We start from the raw sequence: 23,056 nt of genomic DNA, 5'->3' as shown, positions 1-23,056 counted from the left end.
TCCCCCTTCTCCCCTCCCTGTCCCGGTGGACGGAACAGGGGTTGCTTGACGAAACCCAGTACGGTCCAATGGGTTTTATGAAGCAACTCGATGGGTGCGGCGTCGCCCACATTGCCGCGCCCCTCCCCGGCCTGCCCGGGACGCCGACGCTGGAGGACGTGCGATTCAGGCCGTACGGCATCGGCGACCGCGACCGGCTGCGGCGGATGTCGGCGCACCTGTCCAAGGCCAGCCTCTACACGCGCTTCTTCTCCGGCACCCCGCGCATCCCGGAGTACTACCTGCGCTCCATGGACGGGCTCGACCACTGGGACCGGGAGGCCATGGTCGCGTTGCTGGACGGTGAGGCGATCGGCATCGCCGAGTACGTCCGGGACGTCCGGCGGCCGTCGCGGGCGGAGGTCGCCGTGCTGGTCGCCGACCCGTGGAAGCGGTGCGGGCTCGGCGGACGGCTCATGGCCTACCTCGCGCAGCTCGCCGGACGGCGCGGCGTCACCGAGTTCCACGCGGACGTCATCCCGGACAACCATGAGGCCGTCTTCGCCATCCGCAGCGGCTGGCCCGCCGCCCGCGCCCGCACCGCGGACGGCACCGTGCGCTTCCGGCTGCCGCTCCCCATGCCGGGACCGGCGCGGACGCGGCCCCGCATGCCCGCCTGAACTCACGCGCCACCCGGGGTGATGCGGGACGGCGGCGCGACCTACCATGACCCGCATGACCCAGAACCTGCTCGGCGGCCCGTCCCCGACCGAACTCCCGGACAACGCGGAGGCCCGCGAGGCCCTGGAGAACGGCGTCGACCCGTTCGAGGTGGCCGCGCGCCATCCGGACTACCCGGGAGCGTGGGCCGAGCTGGCCGACCGCGCCTTCGCCAAGGGCAGCGTGATCGACTCCTACGCCTTCTCCCGCACCGGCTACCACCGCGGGCTCGACCAGCTGCGCCGGGCCGGCTGGAAGGGGCAGGGCCCGATCCCCTGGGAGCACCCGGCCAACCGCGGCTTCCTGCGCGCCCTGCACGCCCTCGGACGCGCCGCCGCGGCGATCGGCGAGGAGGACGAGGCGGAGCGCTGCAAGACCTTCCTGCGCGACAGCAGCCCCGAGGCGGCCGACGCCCTGGCCGGCTGATCGCGGCCCGTACCCGGATCGGATCGCGGGCGCCTCTCCCGCCGCTCTGATACCTTCGCCACCTCCACGCCTGGTCGGAATCTCCGGCTCGTGAGGTGCGGTTTCTCCACCGTCCGGGTACGGGTACGATTTGATCGCAAGAGGCCCCTTCGCGCTTGCGGCGACCGGGGCCTTCGTCGTGGGAAGGAAATGTGGCATGCCTGCCATCGTTCTTGTCGGGGCCCAATGGGGAGATGAGGGCAAGGGCAAGGCCACAGACCTGCTCGGCGGGGACGTCGACTACGTCGTCCGCTACCAGGGTGGCAACAACGCCGGCCACACGGTGGTCATCGGCGACAAGAGCTACGCGCTGCACCTGCTGCCGTCCGGGGTGCTCTCGCCCGACGTCGTCCCGGTGATCGGCAACGGGGTGGTGATCGACCCGGCGGTGCTGCTGCAGGAGATCGACGGCCTGCGCGACCGCGGCATCGGCTGCGAGCGGCTGCTGATCTCGGCGAACGCGCACCTGATCATGCCCCACCACCGCGCCCTCGACAAGGTCACCGAGCGCTATCTGGGCAAGGCCCGGATCGGCACCACCGGACGGGGCATCGGCCCCGCCTACGCCGACAAGATCAACCGGATGGGCATCCGGGTCCAGGACCTGTTCGACCCGAACATCCTGACGCAGAAGCTCGACCTGTCGCTGCGCGAGAAGAACCAGGTCCTGACGAAGGTCTACAACCGGCGCCGCATCGAGACGGGCCCGATCGTCCAGGAGTACCTGAAGTACGGCGAGCGCCTCAGGCCGTTCGTCGCCGACACGACGCTCGTGCTGAACAAGGCGCTGGACGACGGCAAGGTCGTCCTCCTGGAGGGCGCTCAGGGCACGCTGCTGGACATCGACCACGGCACCTACCCGTTCGTGACGTCGTCCAGCCCGACGGCGGGCGGGGCGTGCGTGGGCTCGGGCGTCGCCCCCACCAAGATCACCCGCGTGATCGGGATCCTCAAGGCGTACACGACGCGCGTCGGGTCCGGTCCGTTCCCCACCGAGCTGCTGGACGAGTGGGGCGAGTTCCTGCGCAAGACCGGCGGCGAGTACGGCGTGACCACCGGCCGCGACCGCCGCTGCGGCTGGTTCGACGCCGTGATCGCCCGGTACGCCACCCGCGTCAACGGCGTCACCGACTACTTCCTCACCAAGCTGGACGTGCTGTCCGGCCTGGAGCGCGTCCCGGTCTGCGTCGCCTACGAGATCGACGGCGAGCGGGTGGACGAGATCCCGACCACGCAGACCGAGTTCCACCACGCCAAGCCCGTCCTGGAATACCTGGACGGCTGGCAGGAGGACATCACCGGCGCCAAGACCTTCGAGGACCTGCCCAAGAACGCGCAGGCGTACGTGCGGTCGCTGGAGGAGATGGCGGGGTCGCGGATCTCGGCGATCGGCGTCGGGCCGGGCCGCGACCAGACGCTGTCCCTGCGCTCCCTCGTCTGACCGGCGCCCCGCGCACCTGACGGCCGCCCGCTGACGCGCACCCGGCTCGTCTGACGGGCGCCGGGGCACGGTTCGCGCCCTTCTCACCGCGCGTCCACCAGACGTTCGGTGACGCGCTGTAGCGTGCTTGCCGTGCTTTTCAGCGGAGTCGAAGTCCACGGCCACCGCGGGGCGCGCGGGCTCCGTCCGGAGAACACGCTCCCCGGCTTCGCGCACGCGCTCGAACTGGGCGTGGACGCGATCGAGCTGGACGTGGGCCTGACCTCGGACGGCGCGGTCGTCGTCTGCCACGACCAGGTGCTGTCGCCGGTGACGCTGGCCGACACGGTCCCGGCCCGTCCGGGCGACCCGTCGTTCCCCTACGTCGGCAAGGCGATCAGGGAGCTGACGCTCGCGCAGCTCAGGACGGTGGACGCGGGCGTCCGGCGGCCGGGGGACGCGTTCACGGCGACGCAGCGCCCGCTGCCCGGCACCGGGATCCCGACGCTGGCCGAGGCGTGCGGGCTGCTCGGCCCGGCGGGCGTGCGGCTCTCGGTCGAGCTGAAGACCGACCCGGGCTGGCCGGACGCGCTGGTCGCGCTGTTCACCGATGCCGTCGCGGGCGTCCTGGCGTCCGCGGGCCTGGCCGCGCGGAGCCGGCTGCTCGCCTTCGACTGGCGCGTCCTGGCCGAGGCCCGCGAGCGCCACCCGGGGCTCGGCCGGACGGCCCTGGTCGAGCGGAAGACGCTCGTCCCGGGGACGCGGTGGCTCGCGGGCCTGCCGCCGGACGATCCGGTCGGCGCGGCCCTGGCGGCGGGCGCGACCGCCCTGTCACCCGAGCACGTGCTGGCCGTCCCCAGCCTGGTGGACGACGCGCACGCGCTCGCCCTCCCGGTCGCCGTGTGGACGGTGAACGAGCCCGAGGACATGTCGCGGTTCATCAAGTACGGCGTGGACGCGATCGTCACCGACTACCCGGACCGCCTGCGGCGCGTGATGGCCGAGCACGGTCTCCCCCTCCCGCCCGCGGTGACGTAGCGCGGGGGTCACAGCCAGCCGTGGCGGCGGAAACCCCGGTACAGCGCCAGGCAGGCCAGGCCGATGACCCCGATGGTCAGGTGGTAGCCGTAGTGCCAGCCGGCCGACGGGATGAAGTCGAAGTTCATCCCGTACACCCCGGCGATGGCCGTCGGCACCATGAAGATCGCGCCCCAGGCGGAGATCTTGCGCATGTCCTGGTTGTCGGCGACGGTCACCTGGGTCATGTGGGCCTGGAGGATCGGGTTCAGCAGTTCGTCGTAGGACTCGACCTGCTCGCGGACGCGGGTCAGGTGGTCCTCGACGTCGCGGAGGTACTCCCTGATCTCGGCGGGGACGAACCGGCGGCCCGACAGGTTGCGCAGCGGCCCGGCGAGCGGCCCGACGGCGCGCTTGAGCTGGATGACCTCGCGCTTGAGGCGGTAGATCCGGCGCGACTCGTCGGTGCGCTCGGGCGAGAAGACCGCCTCCTCGACCTCGTCGATGTCCTCCTGGACGGCGTCGGCGACGCAGACGTACCCGTCCACGACGCGGTCGGCGACGGCGTGCAGGACGGCCGCGGGCCCCTTGGCCAGCCGGGCCGGGTCCTGCTCCAGCTGCTCGCGGACCGATCCCAGCTCGCCGTGCTCCCCGTGCCGGACGGTGACGACGAAGTCGGGGCCGCAGAAGATCATGATCTCGCCGGTCTCGACGACCTCGGCGCCGTCCGCGCCGCGCGCGACGTACCCGACGGTCTTCATCACGACGAAGTGGACGTCGTCGTAGCGCTCCAGCTTGGGACGCTGGTGGGCGTGGATCGCGTCCTCGACGGCGAGCGGGTGCAGCCCGAAGACCTCCGCCAGCTCCGACAGCTCGGTCGAGGACGGCTCGTGCAGGCCGACCCAGACGAAGCCGGCGCTGTCGCCGTCCGAGGTCAGCCGTCCGTCGCGGATGAGGCGGACGGCGTCGTCGACGGTGCCGGTGGAGGCCCGGTGGCCGTCGATGTAGGCGGCCCAGTCGATGACGGCGGAGTCGCGGGGACGGTCCTCGGCGCCCGCGCCGTGGGGGCGACCGCGGGTCTTGAAGAGAACGCGACCGGGGCGGACTCGTGTCATGGCCATGAGGTGCTCCTAACCCGCCGGCCACGCACCTAGTGCGCGCTCAACCCAGGCTTCAGCGAAGGGAGCGCGCGAGAGCCATGGCCGGACGCCAGATGGAGGCGGACGGATGAACAGTCCTGTCCGGACTGTGAGGGTTCTCCGGCGAACTGCAAGGATCACCAGGACTCATCCCGACCACCTCCTTTGACCCACCTCGGCGACAGAGCGTCAAGCCCGTCGCAGCCTACCAGCCGACATTTAAGACGCCGGGGACAACGCGGAGGTTCACCCGTGACCGTTGTGACGCCCGCCTCACCCGTCCTAACGACGACCCCGGCGCCGCTTATGCCCGGCGCCGGGGGACCGGGCGGAGGCGCGGGCCACTAAGCTCGCGTGACGTGCGAGTACTCGTCCTTGGATCGGGTGGCCGCGAGCACGCGCTCGCCCGCGCCCTGCACCGCGACCCCGTCGTCACCGCCCTCCACTGCGCCCCGGGCAACCCGGGCACGGCCGAGATCGCGGCCAACCATCAGCTCGACCCCACCGATCCCACGGCCGTGATCGAGCTTGCCGCGCGGCTCGGGATCGACCTGGTCGTGGTGGGTCCCGAGGCGGTGCTGATGGCGGGGGTCGGCGATGCCGTGCGCTCGGCGGGCCTCCCCTGCTTCGGGCCCGACCTCGCCGCCGCGCGCATCGAGGGCTCCAAGGCGTTCGCGAAGGAGATCATGGCGGAGGCCGGCGTCCCGACCGCCGAGTCCCGCGTCTGCGAGACCTCCGACCAGGTGGAGGAGGCGCTCGACGCGTTCGGCCCGCCCTACGTGGTGAAGGACGACGGCCTGGCCGCGGGCAAGGGCGTCGTCGTGACGGCCGACCGCGCCGCCGCCGCCGAGCACGCCGCCGCCTGCGACCGCGTCGTCATCGAGGAGTACCTGGACGGGCCGGAGGTGTCCCTGTTCGCGCTGTGCGACGGCGAGCACGCCGTCCCGCTGCTCCTCGCCCAGGACTTCAAGCGCGCCCGCGACGGCGGCGAGGGGCCGAACACCGGCGGCATGGGCGCCTACACGCCGCTGCCCTGGGCCCCGCCCGGCCTGACGGACGAGATCATGACCAGGGTCGTCCAGCCCGCCGTGGACGAGCTGCGCCGCAGGGAGATCCCGTACGTGGGCGTCCTGTACGCGGGCCTGGCCCTGACCTCCGCGGGCGTCCGGGTGATCGAGTTCAACGCCCGGTTCGGCGACCCGGAGGTCCAGGTCATCCTGGACCGCCTGGTCACCCCGCTCGCCGGGCTCCTGCAGTCCTGCGCGATCGGCGGGCTCGACTCGGCGTTCCGGCCCGAGTGGCGGCCGGGAGCGGCCGTCACGGTCGTCGTGGCCGCCGAAGGCTACCCCGCGTCCCCGGTCAAGGGCGACGAGATCACCGGGCTGGACGGCGCGAACGCGGTCGACGGCGCCTACGTCCTGCACGCGGGCACCGCGTACGGCGCGGAGGGCCGGCTGGTCGCGAGCGGCGGCCGCGTCCTCGACGTCGTCGGCACCGGCCCGGACCTGGCCGCCGCCCGCGCCACCGCGTACGAGGCCGTGGCGAAGATCGGGCTGCGGGGATCCCAGCACCGCACCGACATCGCCCTGGACGCCGCCGAGGCGGCTTCTTAGCGCGCAGACCTGGGCGGCGGCGCGCCATCCGGGTACCGGCCGCGACCGCCGGGCCGCGACCTGGAACAATCGTCGGGTGATCGAGCGGTACACACTTCCGGAGATGGGACGCGTCTGGAGCGACGCGCACAAATACGAGCTGTGGTGCCAGGTGGAGGTCCTCGTCGTCGAGGCCCACGCCGAGGCGGGCACCATCCCGCCGGAGGTGGTCGAGCCGGTGCGGAAGGCCCCGCCGCCGACGCCGGAGGCGGTGCACGCGATCGAGGCGGTCACCCAGCACGACGTGATCGCCTTCCTGTCGGCGTGGGCGGACAACACCGAGCCGCGCGAGGCCGCCCGGTACGTCCACTTCGGGATGACGTCGTCCGACCTGCTCGACACCGCGCTCGCGCTCCAGCTCACCGAGGCCACCGACATCCTGCTCGCCAAGGCGGACGCGCTCGTGGCGACGCTGCGCGACCACGCCCTCGCGCACCGGGCGACCCTGCGCGTCGGCCGCACGCACGGCATCCACGGCGAGCCCGACGTGTGGGGGCACCGCGTCGCCGACTTCGCGTTCGCCATGGCCCGCTCCCGCGACCGGCTCCGCCGCGCCCGCGAGGCCGTCGGGGTGATGGCGATCTCCGGCGCCGTCGGGACGTACTCCAACATCGACCCCGCCGTCGAACTGCACGTCGCCCGCAAGCTCGGTCTGCGGAGCGCCGAGGTGTCGACGCAGGTCGTCATGCGCGACGGCATGAGCGAGTGGGTCTCGGCCCTGGCGATCATGGCGACGGTCTGCGAGGCGATCGCGCTGGAGGTCCGGCACGGCCAGCGCACCGAGGTCCGCGAGCTCTGGGAGCCCTTCGGCAAGGGCCAGAAGGGCTCGTCGGCGATGCCGCACAAGAAGAACCCGATCATCTCCGAGCGCCTCGCCGGCATGGCCCGGATCGTCCGCGCGCAGATCGTCCCGGTGCTGGAGGGCATCCCGCTCTGGCACGAGCGCGACATCTCCCACTCCTCCACCGAGCGGATCGCGCTGCCGGACGCCTCGATCGCCCTCGACTACATGCTGAGCCTCACCGACCGGCTGATGTCCGGGCTCGTCGTGGACGAGGACCGGATGAGGGCCAACCTGGAGTCCACCGGCGGCCTGATCTACACCTCGACCGTGCTGCTGGAGCTGGTCGAGGCCGGGATGTCCCGCGACGACGCCGCGTACCCGCTCGTCCAGAAGGCCGCGATGCGGACGTGGGAGACCGGCGTCCCCTTCCGGGAGACGCTGCGCGCGCACGCCGCCGACGCGGGCCTGTCCCTGGACGAGGCGCGCCTGGACGAGGTGTGCCGCCCCGAGCGCTTCGTCGAGCGCCTCGGCCCCGTCTTCGACCGCCTCGCCCAACTCACCTGACGGAGGGACCTTGCCGGCGACCCTGACCGAGCTGAACGTCTACCCCCTCAAGGGCGGCGGCGGCACGCCGCTGACCAGCGCCGAGCTGACCGCCACGGGCCTGCGGCACGACCGCGAGTTCATGCTGGCCACCCCGGAGGGCCGGTTCATGTCGCAGCGGGACCACGCCGGGATGGCGCGGATCCGCCCGTCCTACGACGGCGAGGTCCTCACGGCCCGCGCCCCGGGCGTCCCGCCGCTCGTCCACCGGCCCACCGGTGACGGCGAGGTCCTGGACGTGACCGTGCACCGCGACGACTGCCAGGGCGTCGACCAGGGCGACACCGCCGCCGCGTGGTTCTCGGCCCTGCTGGGCACCGACTGCCGGCTGGTGCGCTTCACCGGCCGCCGGGAAACGTCCCGGGGCGACGGCGAGGTGATGTTCGCCGACGCGTACCCGCTGCTGGTCATCTCCGCCGAGTCGCTCGCCGACCTCAACGGGCGGCTGGACGAGCCGCTCCCGATGAACCGGTTCCGGCCGACCCTCGTCGTCGAAGGGCTCGGCGCCTACGGCGAGGACTCGGTGCGGCTCATGCGCATCGGCGAGACCGTGATCGAGCTGGTCAGGTCGTGCGGCCGCTGCGTCGTCACCACCACCGACCAGGAGACCGGCGAGCGCGGCCGCGAGCCGCTGCGGACCCTCGCGTCCTACCGCACCATCGACCACGGGATCCGGTTCGGCCAGAACGGCGTGCCCCGGACCCCCGGCAAGCTCACCCTCGGCGACCCCGTGGACGTCCTTGAGAGCAAGTGAGGCGCCTCAGCCGATCACTTCGCCCGTCTCGTTGCCGTACCGGTCGCGCATGGCGGTCGGCACGATCTCGATCGTCAGGCCCGGGAGCGCCGGGAGGGCCGAGCTGCCCGCCGTGGGCCGCAGGGCCTCGATGAGGTCGTCCAGCGCGGCGGGCGGGACGCTCACGTCAAGCACGCCGTCGCCCGGCTCGTCCACCGCGAACTCCTCGGCCGGACGGAACGTGAGCAGACTGTCCTCGGTCTGCAGCACCAGCTCGCGCCCGAACGGCAGGCGTCCCCGCAGCGTCTGGGCGATCGCCGGGGCCTGCAACGCGCCGAGCCGCAGCGTCGTCGCCCCGGCGGCGCGCTCCCAATGCGCGGTCGTCACGAACAGCACGCCGCTGTTGGAGCCCTCCCGCGCGATGCCCTCGCGGACGAGGCGCGCCAGCTCCGGATCGGCCAGCAGGGACGGGCGGTCGATGTCGGTGACGAACAGCGGCAGGCGCGGTGCGAGCGCGTCCAGCAAGGAGCGCGCGTTCCACTGCCTGACCGCGTCGTACTCCTCCATCGCGAGCCCGACGACCTGAAGGAACTTCACCTTCCCGTGCGGCGTGGCGATCTCGCCGAGCTCCGGGTCGCCCGTGAACGCCACCGCGCGGATCTCGGAGTCCTCCCGCTCGGCGGCGATCGGGCCGTTGACGTTCATGTGGTGGCCGGCCTCGAACCAGTTGCCCGAGCTGAACACGTACCGGGCCAGGTTCTGCAGCAGGTTCGCGGCCCAGGCCGGCGGCGTCGTCTCGGCCGGGTCGCGGACGAGACGGAACGTGAACTCAAAGCCCCAGCCCGACTCGTCCGGGTCGCTGGAATCCTTGGTGTACAGCTCCGACATGCCGTACGAGACGAAGTGCCAGTGCGGCACCGGCTCGGTCCGGGCGTAGACGCTGATCCCGTCGAGCGGGTCGGGGCCACCGAGCGCCCACTTCACCACCGTGCCCAAGTGGTAGGGCTCGGCGTCCCCGTAGAGGGGGCGCAGCGCGTCGGTGATGGCGTCCCAGCCGGGCGATTCGTCCATGAAGATCACCTTAAGGGCCGGTCGGCTCCGGCACGTCCGGCTTCGATATTTCCCGGGGAGGGCGAACCTTCTCGGGCCTCCGGGTATCTAAACGATCAGACTGCCACCGGCGTGGCGCGGGCCGGACACCTCACCCCCGCCTCGATGGTTTACTGGGGTCGCGTTGGCGCAGGAGGGGGACACCGTTCGGCGCTCGGGCCCTTGTGATCCGCCGTAGTCCCACTTGATCCGGCAGACACCGTTACCCGCATACCCGCATCCAAGAAGGAGCAAGGCGGCATGAGCATGGGCCACGAGGTTCGCTATCGCGTGCGCGGAGGCCGGCAGCTGCACGGCACCGTCTTCATCCAGGGCGCGAAGAACGCCGTCCTGCCGATGATCGGCGCCTCGCTGATGGCGGCCAAGGGCCGCACCGTCCTGCGGAACGTCCCGATCATCGAGGACGTGCGGCGGGCGGTGGAGCTCGCACGGGCGATCGGGGCCCGCGCCGAGCTGCACGAGACCGAGCGGACGCTGGTCATCGACGCGTCCTCGCTCGACACCCCCGTGCTGCCGGCCGACATCGCGTCCCGGTTCCGGGGCTCGTTCCTGTTCGTCCCGGCGCTGCTGCACCGGCTCGGCGAGGCCATCATCGAGGGCGTCGGCGGCTGCAACCTCGGCAGCCGCAACCTGGACTTCCACTACAACGGCTTCAAGCGGATGGGCGCCACCGTCACCGAGCACGTGGCCGACAACGGCGACGGCATCATCCACATCAAGGCGGGCGACCTGCGCGGCGGGACGCTGTACTGCGACACCCCCTCGCACACCGGCACCGAGAACCTGATCATGGCGGCCGCGATGGCGCACGGCACCACGCTGATCAAGAACGCGGCGCTGGAGCCCGAAGTGCTCGACAACATCGCGATCCTCCAGGCGATGGGCGCCAGGATCAGCGGCGGCGGCACCGGGTTCATCACCGTCGACGGCGTGGACGAGCTGACCGCCGTCGAGCACACCGTCATGCCCGACCGCATCGACGCCGGCGTCTTCGTGATGGCCGCCGCGATCACCGGCGGCGACCTGAACCTCGTCGGCGCGACCCTGGAGCACCTCGGCGTCGCCGCCGACAAGCTGGAGCAGATGGGCGTCGAGTTCCACCAGCAGGGCGCGGTGCTCCAGGTCCGCCGCGACCGCACGCTCCGCCCGATCAACGTCATCACCGACGAGTACCCGGGCTTCGCCACCGACCTCCAGTCGCCGATCATGGCGCTGTCCTGCCTCGCCGAGGGCCCGTCCTACATCTACGAGCGCATCTTCGACGGCCGGTTCAAGCTGGCCGCCGAGCTCGGCAAGATGGGCGCCCACATCGAGGTCGACGGCAACCGCGCCAAGGTGAACGGCCCGCGCGCCCTCCGCGGCGCCGAGGTCGAGGCCCACGACCTGCGCTGCGGCAGCGCCCTGGTGCTCGCCGGCCTCGCCGCCGAGGGCGAGACCACCATCACCTCGGCCTACTACCTCGACCGCGGCCACGCCCACACCGCCGAGCGCCTCTCCCAGCTCGGCGCCGAGATCGTCCGCGAGGCCGACTAACCGGGGCGCCTTCCGCTCCAGGCGCCGGTTAGTCGCTCTTGCCGGGGGGTCTGGGGGGTCGCCCCCCAGAGTGATGCGACCGGGGGTCTGGGGGCCGTCCCCCGGAGTGATACGCCAGGTCTGTCGTGTCGCCGGCGGCGGCACGCCCGGGGGGCGACCGGGTGGTCGTCCCCCGCGGGGCGAACGGCCGCAAGTGGCCTGTCCCGGCGGCTCCGGGACTGTGAAACCTGACCAACTCCGCAGTGTTCTCTGACGCCGGTTGTAACGAAGCTCCGCGCCTCAGCTCAGCGCCGCGTTACCGGGCGGCTACGCATGGCTGATCGGTAACGCTTCCCGGGTTTCGCAGACGACGCCCTGACCTGGGATGTAACGTCTGGAACGCTCCTGTTCAGCGTGACCGTAACGCGGTAGAAATTCACCACACCAGATGATCTCCGTCGCGCGGGCGGATCGCTCGTCTTTCCCGCCTTCCAAGGAGTGAGACGGTCGGGTTTCGGCCTGCGCGTAAACCAAACGGACACCGCAGGGGTCCCCCCAGTGCGCATCAGCGTCAGGGGAGGGCCCTTGCGGCGTTTTCGGGTCTTGTTTTTCAACTTCGGACGACCGAAGATGCAGGATCAAGGCTGGCCGAATGGTGACAAATTACTGACCAGGGGGTCGCGTAGGTTACTTTTTCGCCGCACTCTTGATTCGATTTCGCGTCTGGGCGTCACACATCGTCGCCCTGACCCGATCTGCCCACTGAGGAACGAATCGCACGGGAACTGCGGTGCTGGGTCAGAAGGCAGGGGCGACAAGCCATGAGTCAACCGTTGGGCGGAGCGTGCGCGAACGCATGGCCGGGGCCGGACCCCCGCCAAGAGGCTGGACCGGAAGCGAGCGATCATCGATGACGGCCGCGAGAACGGGATCGGTCACACCCGATCTCACGATCGGCGTTGTGGGTCCGCATGACCTTGTGGAGCGGGTCATGCTGATGGGCCACGGCCCGACGCCGGTACCGAGCCGGCTGGTGGCCGCCGCATATCGGGACGAACAGGAGGCGGCCGACAAGGTCGTGCGGCTGGGCTCGGGCGTGGACGTGTGCCTGTTCGCCAGCCCGGTGCCGTACGACTTCGCCCGCAAGGCGGGCGTGCTCACCATGCCGGCCACCTACGTGCCCCTGAACGGCGCCGCCCTCCAGGGCGCGCTGTTGCGGGCATCCCTCGACGAGCGTTTCGACCCGTCCCGGGTGAGCATCGACGTGCTCGGCCGGGCCGAGGTCGAGGAGGCGTACGGCGAGATCAGTCTGGGCACCGAGCAGGTGCACCTGCGCGAGGAGGCGGCCGGGCCGGGAACGCTCGCCGCCTTCCACGAGCGGCTGTGGCGGCGGGGCGCGACGACGGTCGCGATGACCTGCGTCCACGCGACGGCGGAGCGGATGGAGATGGCGGGCGTGCCCACCATCCGGGTCCGTCCCACCGGCGCGGCCATCCGCAGCTCCCTCCAGACGGCGGCGCTGCTCGGCGCTCACCACCGGCTGGAGGAGTCGCAGCTCGTCGTCGTCCTGGTGGACGTCCCGACGCTGCGCGAGACGCCGCGCCGGGTCACCCCGCGCTACTGGCGGGACGAGCTGAAGCTCGCCCTGCACCGGGTGCTCCTCCAGGAGGCGCACCGGATGAACGCGTCGGTGTGGCCGCTGGACGACCACAGCTACCTGGTCATCGCCACGCGCGGCTCGGTCACCGCGTCCACCGAGGGCTTCCGGACGCCGCCGTTCGTCGAGCGGGTCAGGGAGGAGCTCGGGCTCGCCATCGAGGTCGGCATCGGCATGGGCCGCACCGCGCACGAGGCGGAGAACCACGCGCGCGCCGCGCTGGCCCGTTCGCAGAGCTCGCAGCGGGCGCAAGGCTTCGCGCTCGACCGCGACGGCCGGGCGCTGGTGCCCGCGCCGCGCACGCCGCCGCGCAGCCAGCCGCAGGCCAAGCCCAAGGGGCTGGAGATCCTCGCGCGCCTGGCCGACAAGCTCGGCGACCAGGAGCAGCCGCTGATCGTGGACGCGGAGAACGCCGGCAAGATGCTCGGCGTCACCCCGCGCACGGCCCGCCGCCTGCTGCGCACGCTCGTCGAGGAGGGCCTGGCCTGGCCGCTGCCCCCGAACCGGACGCCGCAGCCGGGCCGCCCGCGCCAGCTCTACCGGCTGATCGTCGAGAAGCTCGGCCCCAAGGCCACCACCCCGAGCTGACGCGCGGGCGGCGGCAGGGCCGCCCCCGGACGGCCGTCCGGGGGCGCGGCGAGGCGGGCCCCCGGGTCAGCCGCGGTGCGGGAAGTCCTTGGCGACGGCCAGGAACGCGTCGTTCTCCTCCGGCGAGCCGATCGAGACGCGGGCACCCTCGCCCGCGAACGGCCGGACGCTCACGCCTCGCGCGTCGCAGGCGGCGGAGAACTCCATCGTCCGCTCCCCGAGCCGCAGCCAGACGAAGTTGGCCTCCGTGGGCGGCACCGTCCAGCCGTCGGCGACCAGGCTGCCGCGGACCCGGTCGCGCTCCTTCACGGTGCCCTCGACCCGCGCCAGCAGCTCGTCGGTGGCCGCCAGCGAAGCGACGCCGGCCGCCTGGGCGATCGAGTTGACGCTGAACGGCAGGAACGTCTTGCGGATCGCCCCGGCCACCAGCGGGTGGGCGACGAGGTAGCCGATCCGCAGCCCGGCGAGCCCGTACGCCTTGGAGAACGTGCGCAGGACCACGAGGTTCGGACGGTCGCCGTAGAGGGTGAGCCCATCGGGGACCTCGTCGTCGCGCACGTACTCGCGGTATGCCTCGTCCAGGACCACCAGGCAGTCCTCGGGGACGCGGGCCAGGAACGCCTCGATCTCCGCGCGGCGGACGACGGTGCCGGTCGGGTTGTTGGGGTTGCAGACGAAGACCAGCCGGGTGCGCTCGGTGATCGCGTCGGCCATCGCCGCGAGGTCGTGCGTCTCGTCCCGCAGCGGCACCTGCACGCCGGTCGCGCCCGACAGCGCCACCAGCAGCGGGTACGCCTCGAACGACCGCCACGCGTACACGATCTCCGCGCCCGGCTCCGCCACCGCCTCCAGGAGCATCTCCGACACCCCGACGGACCCGCAGCCCACCGCGACGTGGTCGGCGGGCACACCGCAGTGCGCGCCGATCGCCTCGATCAGCGCGGTGGCGTTGTTGTCGGGGTAGCGGTTCACACTTCCCGCGGCCTCGCCGATCGCGTCCAGGACGGACGGCAGCGGGCCGTGCGGCGACTCGTTCGACGACAGCTTGAACGAGCGGCCTTCGGGCGACACCACGACCTTGCCGGGCTTGTAGGCCACGAACCGGTCGAGGACGGAGCGGAAGCGGGGAGTGGGTACCTCGGACACCGTTGTCCTCCAGTTGAACAGGGGCGGTCGCCACCAGCCTACGGACCCGCCCGTTCCAGGGCGAAAAGAGCGTCCCTACCGTCCGGTCGACTGCCGCATCATCCAGCAGATCGCGACGATCCGGACGAACTCCCAGTCGCGGGTGCTGTCCGGCCACCAGCCCCGCTTGAACGCGTCCTCGGCGAAGCCCTGGAGGTACCTCATGAGGTCGTCCTCGCCCGGGGCCTCGCCCCGGGCGCCGAGTTCGTCGCGGAGGGCGGCCACGTGCTGGTCGACGGCGGCCGCCAGCCCCGGAGAGGAGTCCATCTCCGCGACCCCGGCCTCGCCGATGTCCCGCACGAGCAGGCTCAACACTTCGGACGAGTCACCATTCATAGGGTGAGAACTTAGCAACGCCCCAACGGTGCTCAATCCATCGCCCCAGGTCAAACGGCCACGGTCAGGCCCGGGGGCGCAGCATCGGGGGGCGCAGTTGCTCGGCGTCCCCCTGGGAGTACAGGCGCGCGGGGCGGCCCCCGTCGCGCGTCGTCGTGCGGTCGGTGGGGATCAGGAAGCGGTCGGCGCCGGTGACCTTCCGGTGGAAGTTCCGCGGGTCCAGGACGGTGCCCCAGACGATCTCGTACACGCGGCGCAGCTCGGCGACGGTGAACTCCGGCGGGCAGAACGCGGCGGCCAGCGAGGTGTACTCCAGCTTGGCCCGCGCCCGCTCGACGCCGTCGCACAGGATCCGCCGGTGGTCGAAAGCGGCGCTGTCGTGGTGGATGAGCTCGTCCACGGCCGTCCACAGCACCTGCGCACGGCTGGAGGCGGGCAGATCCGGCGCGAGCCCCAGATACGCGACGCTCACCACCCGCTGCCGGGGGTCGCGGTCGGGATACCCGTACGTGGCGAGCTGCTCAAGATGGATCCGCACGTCCGCGAGACCCGCCCGCTCGGCCATCAGCCGGGACGCCGCAGCCGGGAGGTCCTCGTCCAGCTGGATGAACCCGCCGGGCAGCGACCACGTCCCGTCGTAAGGCGCCCGGTCGCGCCGCCAGATCAGCGCGGAGAGCCGCTGCTCCCGCACGGTGAGGACGACAAGGTCGACGGTAACGGCGAGCCTCGGCACGGACATAAGTCGAACCTAGCGTGTCTGCTGCACGGTATTGATTCAATCCCGGCCCGGGGCCGCGCCCGGACGAGCGCGACCCCACGACACTTGAAGGACCGGTGGCCTACTTGGCCTTCGAGGGGTCTACCGGGACGGGGACGGCCGGGGTTTGGCCGTTCTGGCCGTTCTGGCCGTTCATGCCGGCCAGGAGCTGGCGGGCGACGCCGAGGCCGGTGCCGCCGAGCGTGAGGGCCTTGGCGAGCATGTCCTCGATGCCCTCGGCGCCGTTGAGGACGACCATGTTGTCGACGTTGCCGAACACCTTGGCGCCCGCCTCGACGATCTGGGGCCACTGCTCGGCGAGCTGCTGCGCGATGACCGCGTCGGTGTTGTGCGCCAGCGCCTCGGCCCGGGCCTTGATCGCCTCGGCCTCGGCGAGACCCTTCCGCCGGGTCGCGTCGGCCTGCGCCTCACCGATCAGGCGGGTGGCCTCGGCCTCCCGCTGTGCCCTCAGCTGCACCTCGGTGGCCGCCGCCTGGGCGTGCGCGATGCGCTCCTCACGCTCGGCCTCGGCCAGCTTGACCTGCTCGTAGGCGCGGGCGTCGGCCGGCTTGCGGACCTCGCTCTCCAGCCGCTTCTCGGTGCGCTCGGCCTCCAGTTCGGCGTTGCGGGTCTCCTTGAGGATGACCTCCTGGCGGGCCTGCTGCGCGGCCTGCTGGACCTGGCCCTCGTACTCGGCCTTCTTCATCTCGGTGTCCCGGATCACCGCCGCGTTCTCCCGCATGGCCTCCTGCTCGCGCTGGGTGGCCTCCTGGTCGCGCTCGGCCTCGGCGATGCGGGCGGCGGCGGCGACCTTGGCGGCGTGCGGGCGGCCCAGGTTGGTGATGTAGCCGGTCTCGTCGTCGATCTCCTGGATCTGCAGCGAGTCCACGATCAGGCCGAGCTTGCTCATCTCGTCGGCGGCGGAGCCGCGGGTCTCGCTGGTCAGGCGCTCCCGGTTGAGAATGAGGTCCTCGACGGTGAGGTTGCCGGTGATCGAACGGAGGTGGCCGGTGAACAGCTCGTGGATCGCGCCGTCCATCGAGCCCTGCTGCTCCAGGAAGCGCCGCGCCGCGTTCGCGATCGAGACGAAGTCGTCGCCGACCTTGTAGATGACCACGCCGCGGACCTTGACCGGGATGCCCTGCTGGGTGACGCAGCTGACCTGCAGGTTCGCGGCGCGGCTGTCGAGCCGCAGGCGCCGGGACACCTGGAAGCCGGGCAGCACCAGGGTGCCCTTGCCGGTCACGATCTTGAATCCGAGGCTCTCCACGCCGTCGATCGGCTTGGACTTGGCGCCCAGACCGGAGATGATCAGCGCCTCGTTCGGCTCGGCGACCCGCCAGACCATCTTGAACAACACGATCAGCACGATGATGGCGACGACCACGGCGATCGCGCCGATGATCATTGGCATGGGGGCCTCCTCCGCTCTGGCGCCGGCCCGGGGTCCGTGCGCGTTCTCCAATAGACGCGGGGAACTACCGGACGGTTCGCCCGAACCGGTGCGTTCTCACTGCCCGAACGCCGGGGCGACGTAGACGGTCCGGGGCGGGTGGTACTCGACCACCACGATGATCGTCCCGACGCCGATCTCGTCGCGCGGGTCGACCGGGTGCGCGTAGAACGCCTCGGACCCGCCGCGGACGGGGACCATGACCTCTCCGACAAGGCCGGGACCGATCCGGCCGGTCACCCGGCCCTCCTTGCCGATCAAAGGAACCCCCGCTGCCGACGTGGCCGGCCGCGCTGGGCGCGTGCCGGCGCGCGGTGCGTCCGCCCCGCGTAGACGAACGTTATCCGTTGGACGAGACGTACCGCGAGGCCGGTTACGGCAGGATCTGGCGGGCCTGCGCGAGCGACTGCCGGGCGAGCCGCTCGGCCTCCTGGCGGGTGGCGTTCGCCCCGAAGACGCTGATCGTCGCGACATAGTGCCGGGCCTTGAACACCACGTACCAGGACCTGGTGTGCGCGCCGCCGCTGAGGGTCGTGACGCCGACCGTCCGGGATCCCTCGCCGATGGCGCCCCGCGGCGACTCCGCCACCCGGTGCTCGGACCACTGCGAGCCGACCTTGGTGCGGAAGGTCAGGCAGCCGGCCGGGACCCGCGCGTTCACCTGCTTCTCGGCGTCGGCGTCGGACATGCCCATCAGCGTCTCGGTGACGGTCTGGCCGTCGCGCCTGGTGAACGTGGCGAGCGCCGCCGGGACGTCGGGCTCCACGTTCCCGACGAGGCCGCCCCCGCCGACCTGGCACCGCGGCCGGTCGACGGTCACCTGCCGCCGCAGCTGCGCGAGGTCCTGGAACGCCTTGAGCGTCCCGTACTCGCCGGAGTCGGGGTCGCCCTGCCGCTGGTAGCCGGGCGCCCCGGTGAGCAGCGCCTGTTCGAGCTGGTCGGAGGTGTAGCCGTTGCCGGCGAGGACGGCCTCGCCGGTACCGGTCTGCTCGGCGCGCTCACCGCCGCCGCACGCCGACACCGCCGCCAGCGTCGCGAGCAGCGTGAAAGGGAGGAGCCTGTGGGCCATGCCGGCGACCTTACGGCGCAGACCACGCAAGTCACCGCAGACGACACGCCCACAGGACGATCCAACGCGGAAATCACCGACGAAAGGGAGAGGCCGCCTCCGGAGTGCCAAGCGGTGGGGTCAGGGGCGGCCTTCGGCGCGTTCGTTGTAGACGGCGGCGTACTCCTGGCCGGACATCTTGTGGATGGTCTCGACGATCTCGTCCGTGATGGCGCGGCGGGCCTTGGCGGGCGGCAGGTCGCCGTAGTGGGAGAAGTCCATCGGCGGGCCGATCCGGACGGTGGGGCGCGGGCCGAAGACGCGGGGGAAGGATGAGCCGATCGGCTGGATCTTCTCGGTGCCCTCCAGGGCGACCGGGAGGACGCGGGCGCCGGAGGTGAGGACGAGCCAGCCGATGCCGGTCCGGCCGCGGTAGAGCCGGCCGTCCGGGGAGCGGGTGCCCTCCGGGTAGATCGCGAACGCGCCGGAGTTGTCGAGGATCTCGGCGGCCTGCTCCAGGGCGCCCATCGCGGCGCGCCTGGCCCCGCGGCGGACCGGCACGTGGCCGAGGTTGGTGAGGAACCAGCGGACGAAGGCGTTCTTCAGGCCGCCGCCCTCGAAGTAGTCCGCCTTGGCGATGTAGGTGACCGGCCGGGGGACGGCCAGGGGGATGATGAAGCTGTCGATGAACGACAGGTGGTTGCTGGCCACGATGAGCGGCCCGTAGCTGGGCACGTTCTCCCCGCCCACCACCCGCGGGCGGAAAAGCAGCCAGAGGATCGGACGCACGACGCGCGTCATGAACGTGTAGAACACCCAGCCTCCCGATTCGGCACCGCCACTGTAACGTCTGCGCCGATCCGGGCTCTGGTCACCACCTGCTTTTCTCCCTGCCAGGTGGGTCAGAAATGGCCCTCCCGCAGGTCACGGGCAGTCCTGAGAAGGTTATACCGTGCCAAGGGCGTTCTCGCCGACTTCGCCCCGCAATGAATACATGATCTCATCGGCCCACCATTTCTTACTGCGAAGTAAGTTTCTCTGCCGTAACTTTCTCCGGGCCGGTCGCCTGAAGCGGGGCGGCTCCGCCGGGCCTGGGGACGGCGGAGCCGGCCCGGTGGCGCCCGGGGCGTTCCGGTCCGGGACACGGCCGGGCGACCTGGTCCTTTTCCCGGGAAGTGCTTGGAATGCGGGCACCGGTGCGCAATCCTGAGGAGTCACCTGAGACGGGCCACGAGCGCCCTCTCACGTTGGGGCGCGAGGTGACCCGTGGACTTCGACATCAGCCTGTTGCGCGACGATCGCTGCACCGTCGTCCGCGTGCAGGGCGACATCGACGTGGTGTCCCGCGCGCGCTTCGAGGGGACGCTGTTCGACGTCGTGGACACGGGCGGCCCCATGGTCGTCGACATGCGGCAGGTCACGTTCTGCGACTCCTCGGGCCTGAACGCGATCGTCGCCGCCAACCGCCGGGCCATGGAGCGCGGCGTCTGCATCGCCCTCATCGCGCTTCCGCCGCGTGTCCAGCGCGTCTTCCGCATCACCGGGATCGACAAGTTCGTCCCGGTCTACGACACGCTCCGCGAGGCTCTCGGCGCCCTTCCCTCCACGACGGCCCAATGAGCCGCGCCGGTCCTGACGGGCGCCGACTTCATAGTGTCCGCAATCGGGTACAGAATGTGACCGTTATCGCTACCGGTCAGGAACAGCCCTCGAACTGGGGGACGCTGGTCGTCAGCTTGAGCCCCGACTTGCCGAACCACTTGGTCAGCAGCCGTCCGGCCGTGCCGTCCTGGTACATCCGGGTGAGGGCCCGGTTGACCAGCTCGCAGCCCTCCAGGTCGCCCTTGCGCAGGCCGACGCCGTACTTCTCGTCCGTGAACGGCGCGTTGATGATCTTGCCGCCGCGGCCGGCGGCGAATCCGGCGAGGATCAGGTCGTCGGTGGAGACGGCGTCGAGGCGCCCGGCGGCCAGGCCGTCCATGCAGGCGCCGTAGGTGGGCGCGTTGACCGGCCGCGCGGCGATCCTGCGCTCCTCGACGACGCGCCGCCAGGAGTTGGACCCGGTCACCTCGCAGATGCGCTTGCCCTTCAGGTCGCGCACGTTCGTGATGGACGCGGCGTCGGCGCGGACGAGGGTGTCCTGGTGGGCGACGTAGTACGGGCCGCCGAACGTGACCTGCCTCTTGCGCTTGGCCGTGATCGAGTACGTCGCGAAGATCATGTCGACGACCTCGGAGCCCAGCGCCGACTCCCGGACGGAGGAGTTCGTCGTCCGGAACCGGATCCGGCTCTTGGGCACCCCGAGCCGTCCCGCGACGTAGGTGGCGACGTCGACGTCGAAGCCCTCGTAGCCGCCGTCGGGCCCGCGCTTGAGCCCGAGGCCCGGCTGGTCGGCCTTCACCCCGATGACCAGGGAGTGCTTGTGGGCCACCGTGGGCCGTTCCATGCCGTCCAGCCCGCAGGCGGACGACCCGGCCACGGCGATCAGGACGCCCGCGGCGGCGGTTCGGGTCGCGCGCATGGCTCACTCCTCCCGTTCAGCGGAACTCGGCCAGCCGGGGGCGGACCCCCGCGAGGACCAGCAGGGCGACGACGGCGGCGCCGAGCGGCGGCAGGACCTTCCAGCCCCGCAGCCCGCCGTCCGCGTCCTTGATCGCCTTGTCGAAGACGTCCTGGTGGACGGCGGTCAGCGCGCTCAGCGACGTGTCGTAGGCGTCGAAGTCGGCGATCGCGTTGGACGTGCGGCCCATCCGCACGCCGAGGGCCCCGGCGCGGTCGCCCTTGGCCGCCAGGGCGCGCATCCGCCGGTCGTTGCCCAGGACGACCCGGTACGTGCGGAGGGTGTCCACGAGGGCCTTGGCCTCCGGGCCCCGCGCGCTGCTCGCGCGCGCCTCGTCCCCGAAGAAGCCGAGGAACGGCGCGGCGCCGCCGGGCTTGTACGCGCCGACCTGCTGGTCCAGCCCGGCGTAGTAGTTCTCCAGGATCACCGGCTTGGAGCCCAGGGCGGGGTAGAACACCGACAGCGACTTGTCGAGGTAGGTCTGCTCGTAGGTGTCGGCGCGGCCGGGGTCGAGCAGGTAGCGGCTCTCGTCCGCGAACGCGCTGTGGCTGATCGCGCGTGCCCGCGACAGGGCGAGGATCGAGTCGAAGCCGTCCTGCTTGGCGGTCCTGATGTGCCCGGACTGGGCCGACAGCAGGCCCGCCCCCACGGCGGTGAGCACGGCGGTGGCGAGCGTGGCCAGCACCAGCGCCGGGTTGAGCAGGCGGCGGAACGTCTGGGCGAGGTAGATCTGCCCGGCGACCAGGAGCAGCAGGGCGAGGACGCCGGTCACCGCGACCCACGCCCGCCCGGACAGCACCGCCGACCGCTTGGACTCGTACGCCTGCCGGACCTTCGCGCCGCTGTCGAGCGTGATGTTGTACGCCTTGGGCAGCAGCTCCAGCCGCATGAGGTCGGTCGCCCGCCGGTAGGCGTCGACGACCTGCTTCGGCGGCTCCCCCGGGGCGTGGTTCGCCTGCCGGTCGAGCAGCATGGCCTCGCCGACGAGCTGCTCGTACCGCCCGAGGCCCTGCAAGACCTCCTGGACGGTCTGCCGCAGGTCCATGTCGCGGCTGGCGAGCTGCGCGGCCTGCACCGCCGCCGCGTCCGCCTCCGCGCGGCGCCTCTCGTAGACGCGCAGCGTCTCGTCGTAGCCGATCCCGAGGCTGTGGTCGCGGCCGCTCAGCAGGACGTTGGAGACCTGCGCGTCCATGTCGCTGAGCGCGAAGTAGAGGGTGCCGGTGGCGACGACCTGCGGCCCGGCGTCGTGCCCGATCGTCTGGACGGAGTCGCGCGCGTTCCCGATCGCCATGGTGAGGACGGTCAGCAGCAGCGCGACGGCGGCCAGGCTCACGACGGCGTACGCGCGGATCCGCCCGGGGATGGTGCCGAGCCACCGCCCGCGCACGAACTCCTCCAGCCGGCCGCTCCCCAGTGCGGGCAGGGCGCCGGGCGTCGGCGGGGGCGTCGCCTGCTTCCCGGACACGGCCGGAGCGGACGACGCGGCGGGCTTCGCGGGCGGACGGGTCACGGGCGCCGCCTGCCGCGGCGTCGTCGTCATGGCGGGCCCTCTTCCTGCAGTGACAGCGTGATGGTCGTCCAGGCCCCGACGTGGACGCGGTCACCGTCGCTCAGCGGCACGGGGATGTTCACCGGGATCGGCTCGGTGGCGCCGTTCAGGGTCGTGCCGTTGGTGGAGCCGGGATCGACCAGCACCCACGTCCCGTCCGGCTGGGCGAGCAGCACCGCGTGCAGGTGCGAGACGCCCGGGTCCTCCGGCGGGGTGCTCAGGTCGATCTCCGGGAGGATCGCGCGGGACGTGCTGCGCCGCCCGATCCGCATCTGGTCGCCGGTCAGCGGGACGCGGCGCTCCGGGCAGTACGGCGGGAACGCCAGCGCCGCCGAGTCGGGGCCCTCCAGCGCGATCACCGAGTTGTAGTAGTCGAGGTCGGCCCGGATCAGCACTGACCAGCCCGGCGGCGCCCCGGGCGGGCCGTCCGGCCGCGGCGCGTCGCCCTGGCGCGGGACCGGGACGCGCCGCGCCTCCGCCGCGCCCTGGGCCGCGCGGTCGGCGGACAGCTCCGCCGTCCGCACCGCGGCGATAGCGAAGTCGTGGCCGTCCACCTCGCAGAAGCGCCCGGACTTGGGCGTGCCGCAGCGCGGGCAGACCTCCGGGCCCGCCTCCGCGCCGCCCCGGGAGGCGGACGCGGGCGCGGACGGGGGGACGGACGCCGACGCGGATTCATGGGGCCGCGCGGCCCCGGAGAACTCGGCGCGGCGCGCTCCCTCCATCAGATGGCCGCACACGTCGCAGTAGTCGTCGGCGGAGGACGTGTGCCCGCTCGGGCAAACCGGCATG

The 23,056-nt window shown here is 72.0% G+C and carries 22 protein-coding genes; 10 read left to right on the top strand and 12 right to left on the bottom strand.

Annotated features, from left to right (window positions below):
- Nucleotides 1-77: 77 nt before the first annotated feature.
- From E1298_RS13615 to E1298_RS13600, 4 genes are all read left to right on the top strand, one after another.
- On the top strand, nt 78-659 hold the full coding sequence (locus tag E1298_RS13615) for a GNAT family N-acetyltransferase (RefSeq protein ID WP_131892984.1): 582 nt from the start codon (nt 78-80) through the stop codon (nt 657-659).
- A 46-nt stretch (nt 660-705) separates the two neighbouring features.
- Nucleotides 706-1,125: a DUF3151 domain-containing protein gene (locus E1298_RS13610; protein WP_131892981.1), complete on the top strand. Its 420-nt coding sequence runs from the start codon at nt 706-708 to the stop codon at nt 1,123-1,125.
- 196 nt (nt 1,126-1,321) lie between these two features.
- The gene (locus tag E1298_RS13605) at nt 1,322-2,605 is read left to right on the top strand and encodes an adenylosuccinate synthase (protein WP_131892979.1); all 1,284 of its coding nucleotides are present in this window, start codon (nt 1,322-1,324) and stop codon (nt 2,603-2,605) included.
- Nucleotides 2,606-2,737: 132 nt separating this feature from the next.
- A complete protein-coding gene (locus E1298_RS13600; protein ID WP_131892977.1) occupies nt 2,738-3,622 on the top strand; it encodes a glycerophosphodiester phosphodiesterase family protein in 885 nt (294 codons plus the stop codon).
- A gap of 8 nt (nt 3,623-3,630) precedes the next feature.
- Here E1298_RS13600 and E1298_RS13595 read toward each other — a convergent pair whose 3' ends face one another.
- Nucleotides 3,631-4,722: a magnesium and cobalt transport protein CorA gene (locus E1298_RS13595; protein WP_131892975.1), complete on the bottom strand. Its 1,092-nt coding sequence runs from the start codon at nt 4,720-4,722 to the stop codon at nt 3,631-3,633.
- A 377-nt stretch (nt 4,723-5,099) separates the two neighbouring features.
- On the opposite strand from E1298_RS13595, the gene purD reads away from it, so the two are divergent.
- The 3 genes from purD to E1298_RS13580 all read left to right on the top strand — a co-directional run bounded on the left by purD (nt 5,100) and on the right by E1298_RS13580 (nt 8,533).
- Nucleotides 5,100-6,353: a phosphoribosylamine--glycine ligase gene (gene purD, locus E1298_RS13590; RefSeq protein ID WP_131892973.1), complete on the top strand. Its 1,254-nt coding sequence runs from the start codon at nt 5,100-5,102 to the stop codon at nt 6,351-6,353.
- Nucleotides 6,354-6,429: 76 nt separating this feature from the next.
- A complete protein-coding gene (gene purB, locus E1298_RS13585) occupies nt 6,430-7,740 on the top strand; it encodes an adenylosuccinate lyase (protein ID WP_131892971.1) in 1,311 nt (436 codons plus the stop codon).
- Between the two features lie 10 nt (nt 7,741-7,750).
- The gene (locus tag E1298_RS13580; RefSeq protein WP_131892969.1) at nt 7,751-8,533 is read left to right on the top strand and encodes an MOSC domain-containing protein; all 783 of its coding nucleotides are present in this window, start codon (nt 7,751-7,753) and stop codon (nt 8,531-8,533) included.
- A 6-nt stretch (nt 8,534-8,539) separates the two neighbouring features.
- Here the strand turns inward: E1298_RS13580 and E1298_RS13575 are convergent, their stop codons facing one another.
- Entirely contained in the window at nt 8,540-9,583 is a 1,044-nt protein-coding gene (locus tag E1298_RS13575; RefSeq protein ID WP_131892967.1) for a suppressor of fused domain protein, read from the bottom strand.
- Between the two features lie 285 nt (nt 9,584-9,868).
- Between E1298_RS13575 and murA the strand changes: the two genes are divergently transcribed.
- Both murA and E1298_RS13565 read left to right on the top strand, forming a co-directional pair.
- A complete protein-coding gene (gene murA / locus E1298_RS13570; RefSeq protein ID WP_131892988.1) occupies nt 9,869-11,155 on the top strand; it encodes a UDP-N-acetylglucosamine 1-carboxyvinyltransferase in 1,287 nt (428 codons plus the stop codon).
- Between the two features lie 889 nt (nt 11,156-12,044).
- Nucleotides 12,045-13,379: a transcriptional regulator gene (locus tag E1298_RS13565; RefSeq protein WP_131892965.1), complete on the top strand. Its 1,335-nt coding sequence runs from the start codon at nt 12,045-12,047 to the stop codon at nt 13,377-13,379.
- A gap of 66 nt (nt 13,380-13,445) precedes the next feature.
- Here the strand turns inward: E1298_RS13565 and hisC are convergent, their stop codons facing one another.
- The 7 genes from hisC to E1298_RS13530 all read right to left on the bottom strand — a co-directional run bounded on the left by hisC (nt 13,446) and on the right by E1298_RS13530 (nt 18,974).
- Nucleotides 13,446-14,525, bottom strand: a complete 1,080-nt coding sequence (gene hisC / locus E1298_RS13560; RefSeq protein WP_131892963.1) for a histidinol-phosphate transaminase — start codon at nt 14,523-14,525, stop codon at nt 13,446-13,448.
- Between the two features lie 75 nt (nt 14,526-14,600).
- A complete protein-coding gene (locus tag E1298_RS13555) occupies nt 14,601-14,876 on the bottom strand; it encodes a DUF6401 family natural product biosynthesis protein (protein WP_165975452.1) in 276 nt (91 codons plus the stop codon).
- Between the two features lie 88 nt (nt 14,877-14,964).
- Nucleotides 14,965-15,639 carry an NUDIX hydrolase gene (locus tag E1298_RS13550; protein WP_131892959.1) on the bottom strand — a complete coding sequence of 225 codons (675 nt, stop codon included), beginning with the start codon at nt 15,637-15,639 and terminating at the stop codon, nt 14,965-14,967.
- Nucleotides 15,640-15,739: 100 nt separating this feature from the next.
- On the bottom strand, nt 15,740-17,071 hold the full coding sequence (locus tag E1298_RS13545) for an SPFH domain-containing protein (protein WP_131892957.1): 1,332 nt from the start codon (nt 17,069-17,071) through the stop codon (nt 15,740-15,742).
- Nucleotides 17,072-17,167: 96 nt separating this feature from the next.
- The gene (locus E1298_RS13540; RefSeq protein ID WP_131892955.1) at nt 17,168-17,350 is read right to left on the bottom strand and encodes a hypothetical protein; all 183 of its coding nucleotides are present in this window, start codon (nt 17,348-17,350) and stop codon (nt 17,168-17,170) included.
- A gap of 133 nt (nt 17,351-17,483) precedes the next feature.
- The gene (locus tag E1298_RS13535; protein ID WP_131892953.1) at nt 17,484-18,179 is read right to left on the bottom strand and encodes a hypothetical protein; all 696 of its coding nucleotides are present in this window, start codon (nt 18,177-18,179) and stop codon (nt 17,484-17,486) included.
- Nucleotides 18,180-18,299: 120 nt separating this feature from the next.
- Nucleotides 18,300-18,974, bottom strand: a complete 675-nt coding sequence (locus tag E1298_RS13530; protein WP_131892951.1) for a lysophospholipid acyltransferase family protein — start codon at nt 18,972-18,974, stop codon at nt 18,300-18,302.
- Between the two features lie 450 nt (nt 18,975-19,424).
- On the opposite strand from E1298_RS13530, the gene E1298_RS13525 reads away from it, so the two are divergent.
- Nucleotides 19,425-19,778: an STAS domain-containing protein gene (locus tag E1298_RS13525; protein WP_131892949.1), complete on the top strand. Its 354-nt coding sequence runs from the start codon at nt 19,425-19,427 to the stop codon at nt 19,776-19,778.
- A 76-nt stretch (nt 19,779-19,854) separates the two neighbouring features.
- On the opposite strand, the gene E1298_RS13520 is transcribed toward E1298_RS13525, so the two are convergent.
- Genes E1298_RS13520 through E1298_RS13510 form a run of 3 tightly spaced genes read right to left on the bottom strand, consistent with a single transcriptional unit; the run spans nt 19,855 to nt 23,055 of the window.
- A complete protein-coding gene (locus E1298_RS13520) occupies nt 19,855-20,679 on the bottom strand; it encodes a glutamate ABC transporter substrate-binding protein (RefSeq protein WP_131892947.1) in 825 nt (274 codons plus the stop codon).
- A 16-nt stretch (nt 20,680-20,695) separates the two neighbouring features.
- Nucleotides 20,696-22,258: a hypothetical protein gene (locus E1298_RS13515; protein WP_243725565.1), complete on the bottom strand. Its 1,563-nt coding sequence runs from the start codon at nt 22,256-22,258 to the stop codon at nt 20,696-20,698.
- Nucleotides 22,255-23,055 carry an FHA domain-containing protein gene (locus E1298_RS13510; protein ID WP_131892945.1) on the bottom strand — a complete coding sequence of 267 codons (801 nt, stop codon included), beginning with the start codon at nt 23,053-23,055 and terminating at the stop codon, nt 22,255-22,257. The genes E1298_RS13515 and E1298_RS13510 overlap by 4 nt, the downstream gene beginning before the upstream one ends.
- Nucleotide 23,056 lies beyond the last annotated feature (1 nt).

The sequence above is a fragment of the Actinomadura rubrisoli genome (genome assembly GCF_004349215.1).
GTDB classification, from domain to species: domain Bacteria; phylum Actinomycetota; class Actinomycetes; order Streptosporangiales; family Streptosporangiaceae; genus Spirillospora; species Spirillospora rubrisoli.
This window is presented reverse-complemented; position numbering and strand designations above follow the sequence as displayed.

Coding starts and splice junctions, on each gene's coding strand:
- E1298_RS13615 (WP_131892984.1), top strand. CDS start 78: ATGAAGCAACTCGATGGGTGCGGCGTCGCCCACATTGCCGCGCCCCTC.
- E1298_RS13610 (WP_131892981.1), top strand. CDS start 706: ATGACCCGCATGACCCAGAACCTGCTCGGCGGCCCGTCCCCGACCGAA.
- E1298_RS13605 (WP_131892979.1), top strand. CDS start 1,322: ATGCCTGCCATCGTTCTTGTCGGGGCCCAATGGGGAGATGAGGGCAAG.
- E1298_RS13595 (WP_131892975.1), bottom strand. CDS start 4,722: ATGGCCATGACACGAGTCCGCCCCGGTCGCGTTCTCTTCAAGACCCGC.
- E1298_RS13575 (WP_131892967.1), bottom strand. CDS start 9,583: ATGGACGAATCGCCCGGCTGGGACGCCATCACCGACGCGCTGCGCCCC.
- murA (WP_131892988.1), top strand. CDS start 9,869: ATGGGCCACGAGGTTCGCTATCGCGTGCGCGGAGGCCGGCAGCTGCAC.
- E1298_RS13565 (WP_131892965.1), top strand. CDS start 12,045: ATGACGGCCGCGAGAACGGGATCGGTCACACCCGATCTCACGATCGGC.
- E1298_RS13550 (WP_131892959.1), bottom strand. CDS start 15,639: ATGTCCGTGCCGAGGCTCGCCGTTACCGTCGACCTTGTCGTCCTCACC.
- E1298_RS13545 (WP_131892957.1), bottom strand. CDS start 17,071: ATGCCAATGATCATCGGCGCGATCGCCGTGGTCGTCGCCATCATCGTG.
- E1298_RS13535 (WP_131892953.1), bottom strand. CDS start 18,179: ATGGCCCACAGGCTCCTCCCTTTCACGCTGCTCGCGACGCTGGCGGCG.
- E1298_RS13520 (WP_131892947.1), bottom strand. CDS start 20,679: ATGCGCGCGACCCGAACCGCCGCCGCGGGCGTCCTGATCGCCGTGGCC.
- E1298_RS13515 (WP_243725565.1), bottom strand. CDS start 22,258: ATGACGACGACGCCGCGGCAGGCGGCGCCCGTGACCCGTCCGCCCGCG.
- E1298_RS13510 (WP_131892945.1), bottom strand. CDS start 23,055: ATGCCGGTTTGCCCGAGCGGGCACACGTCCTCCGCCGACGACTACTGC.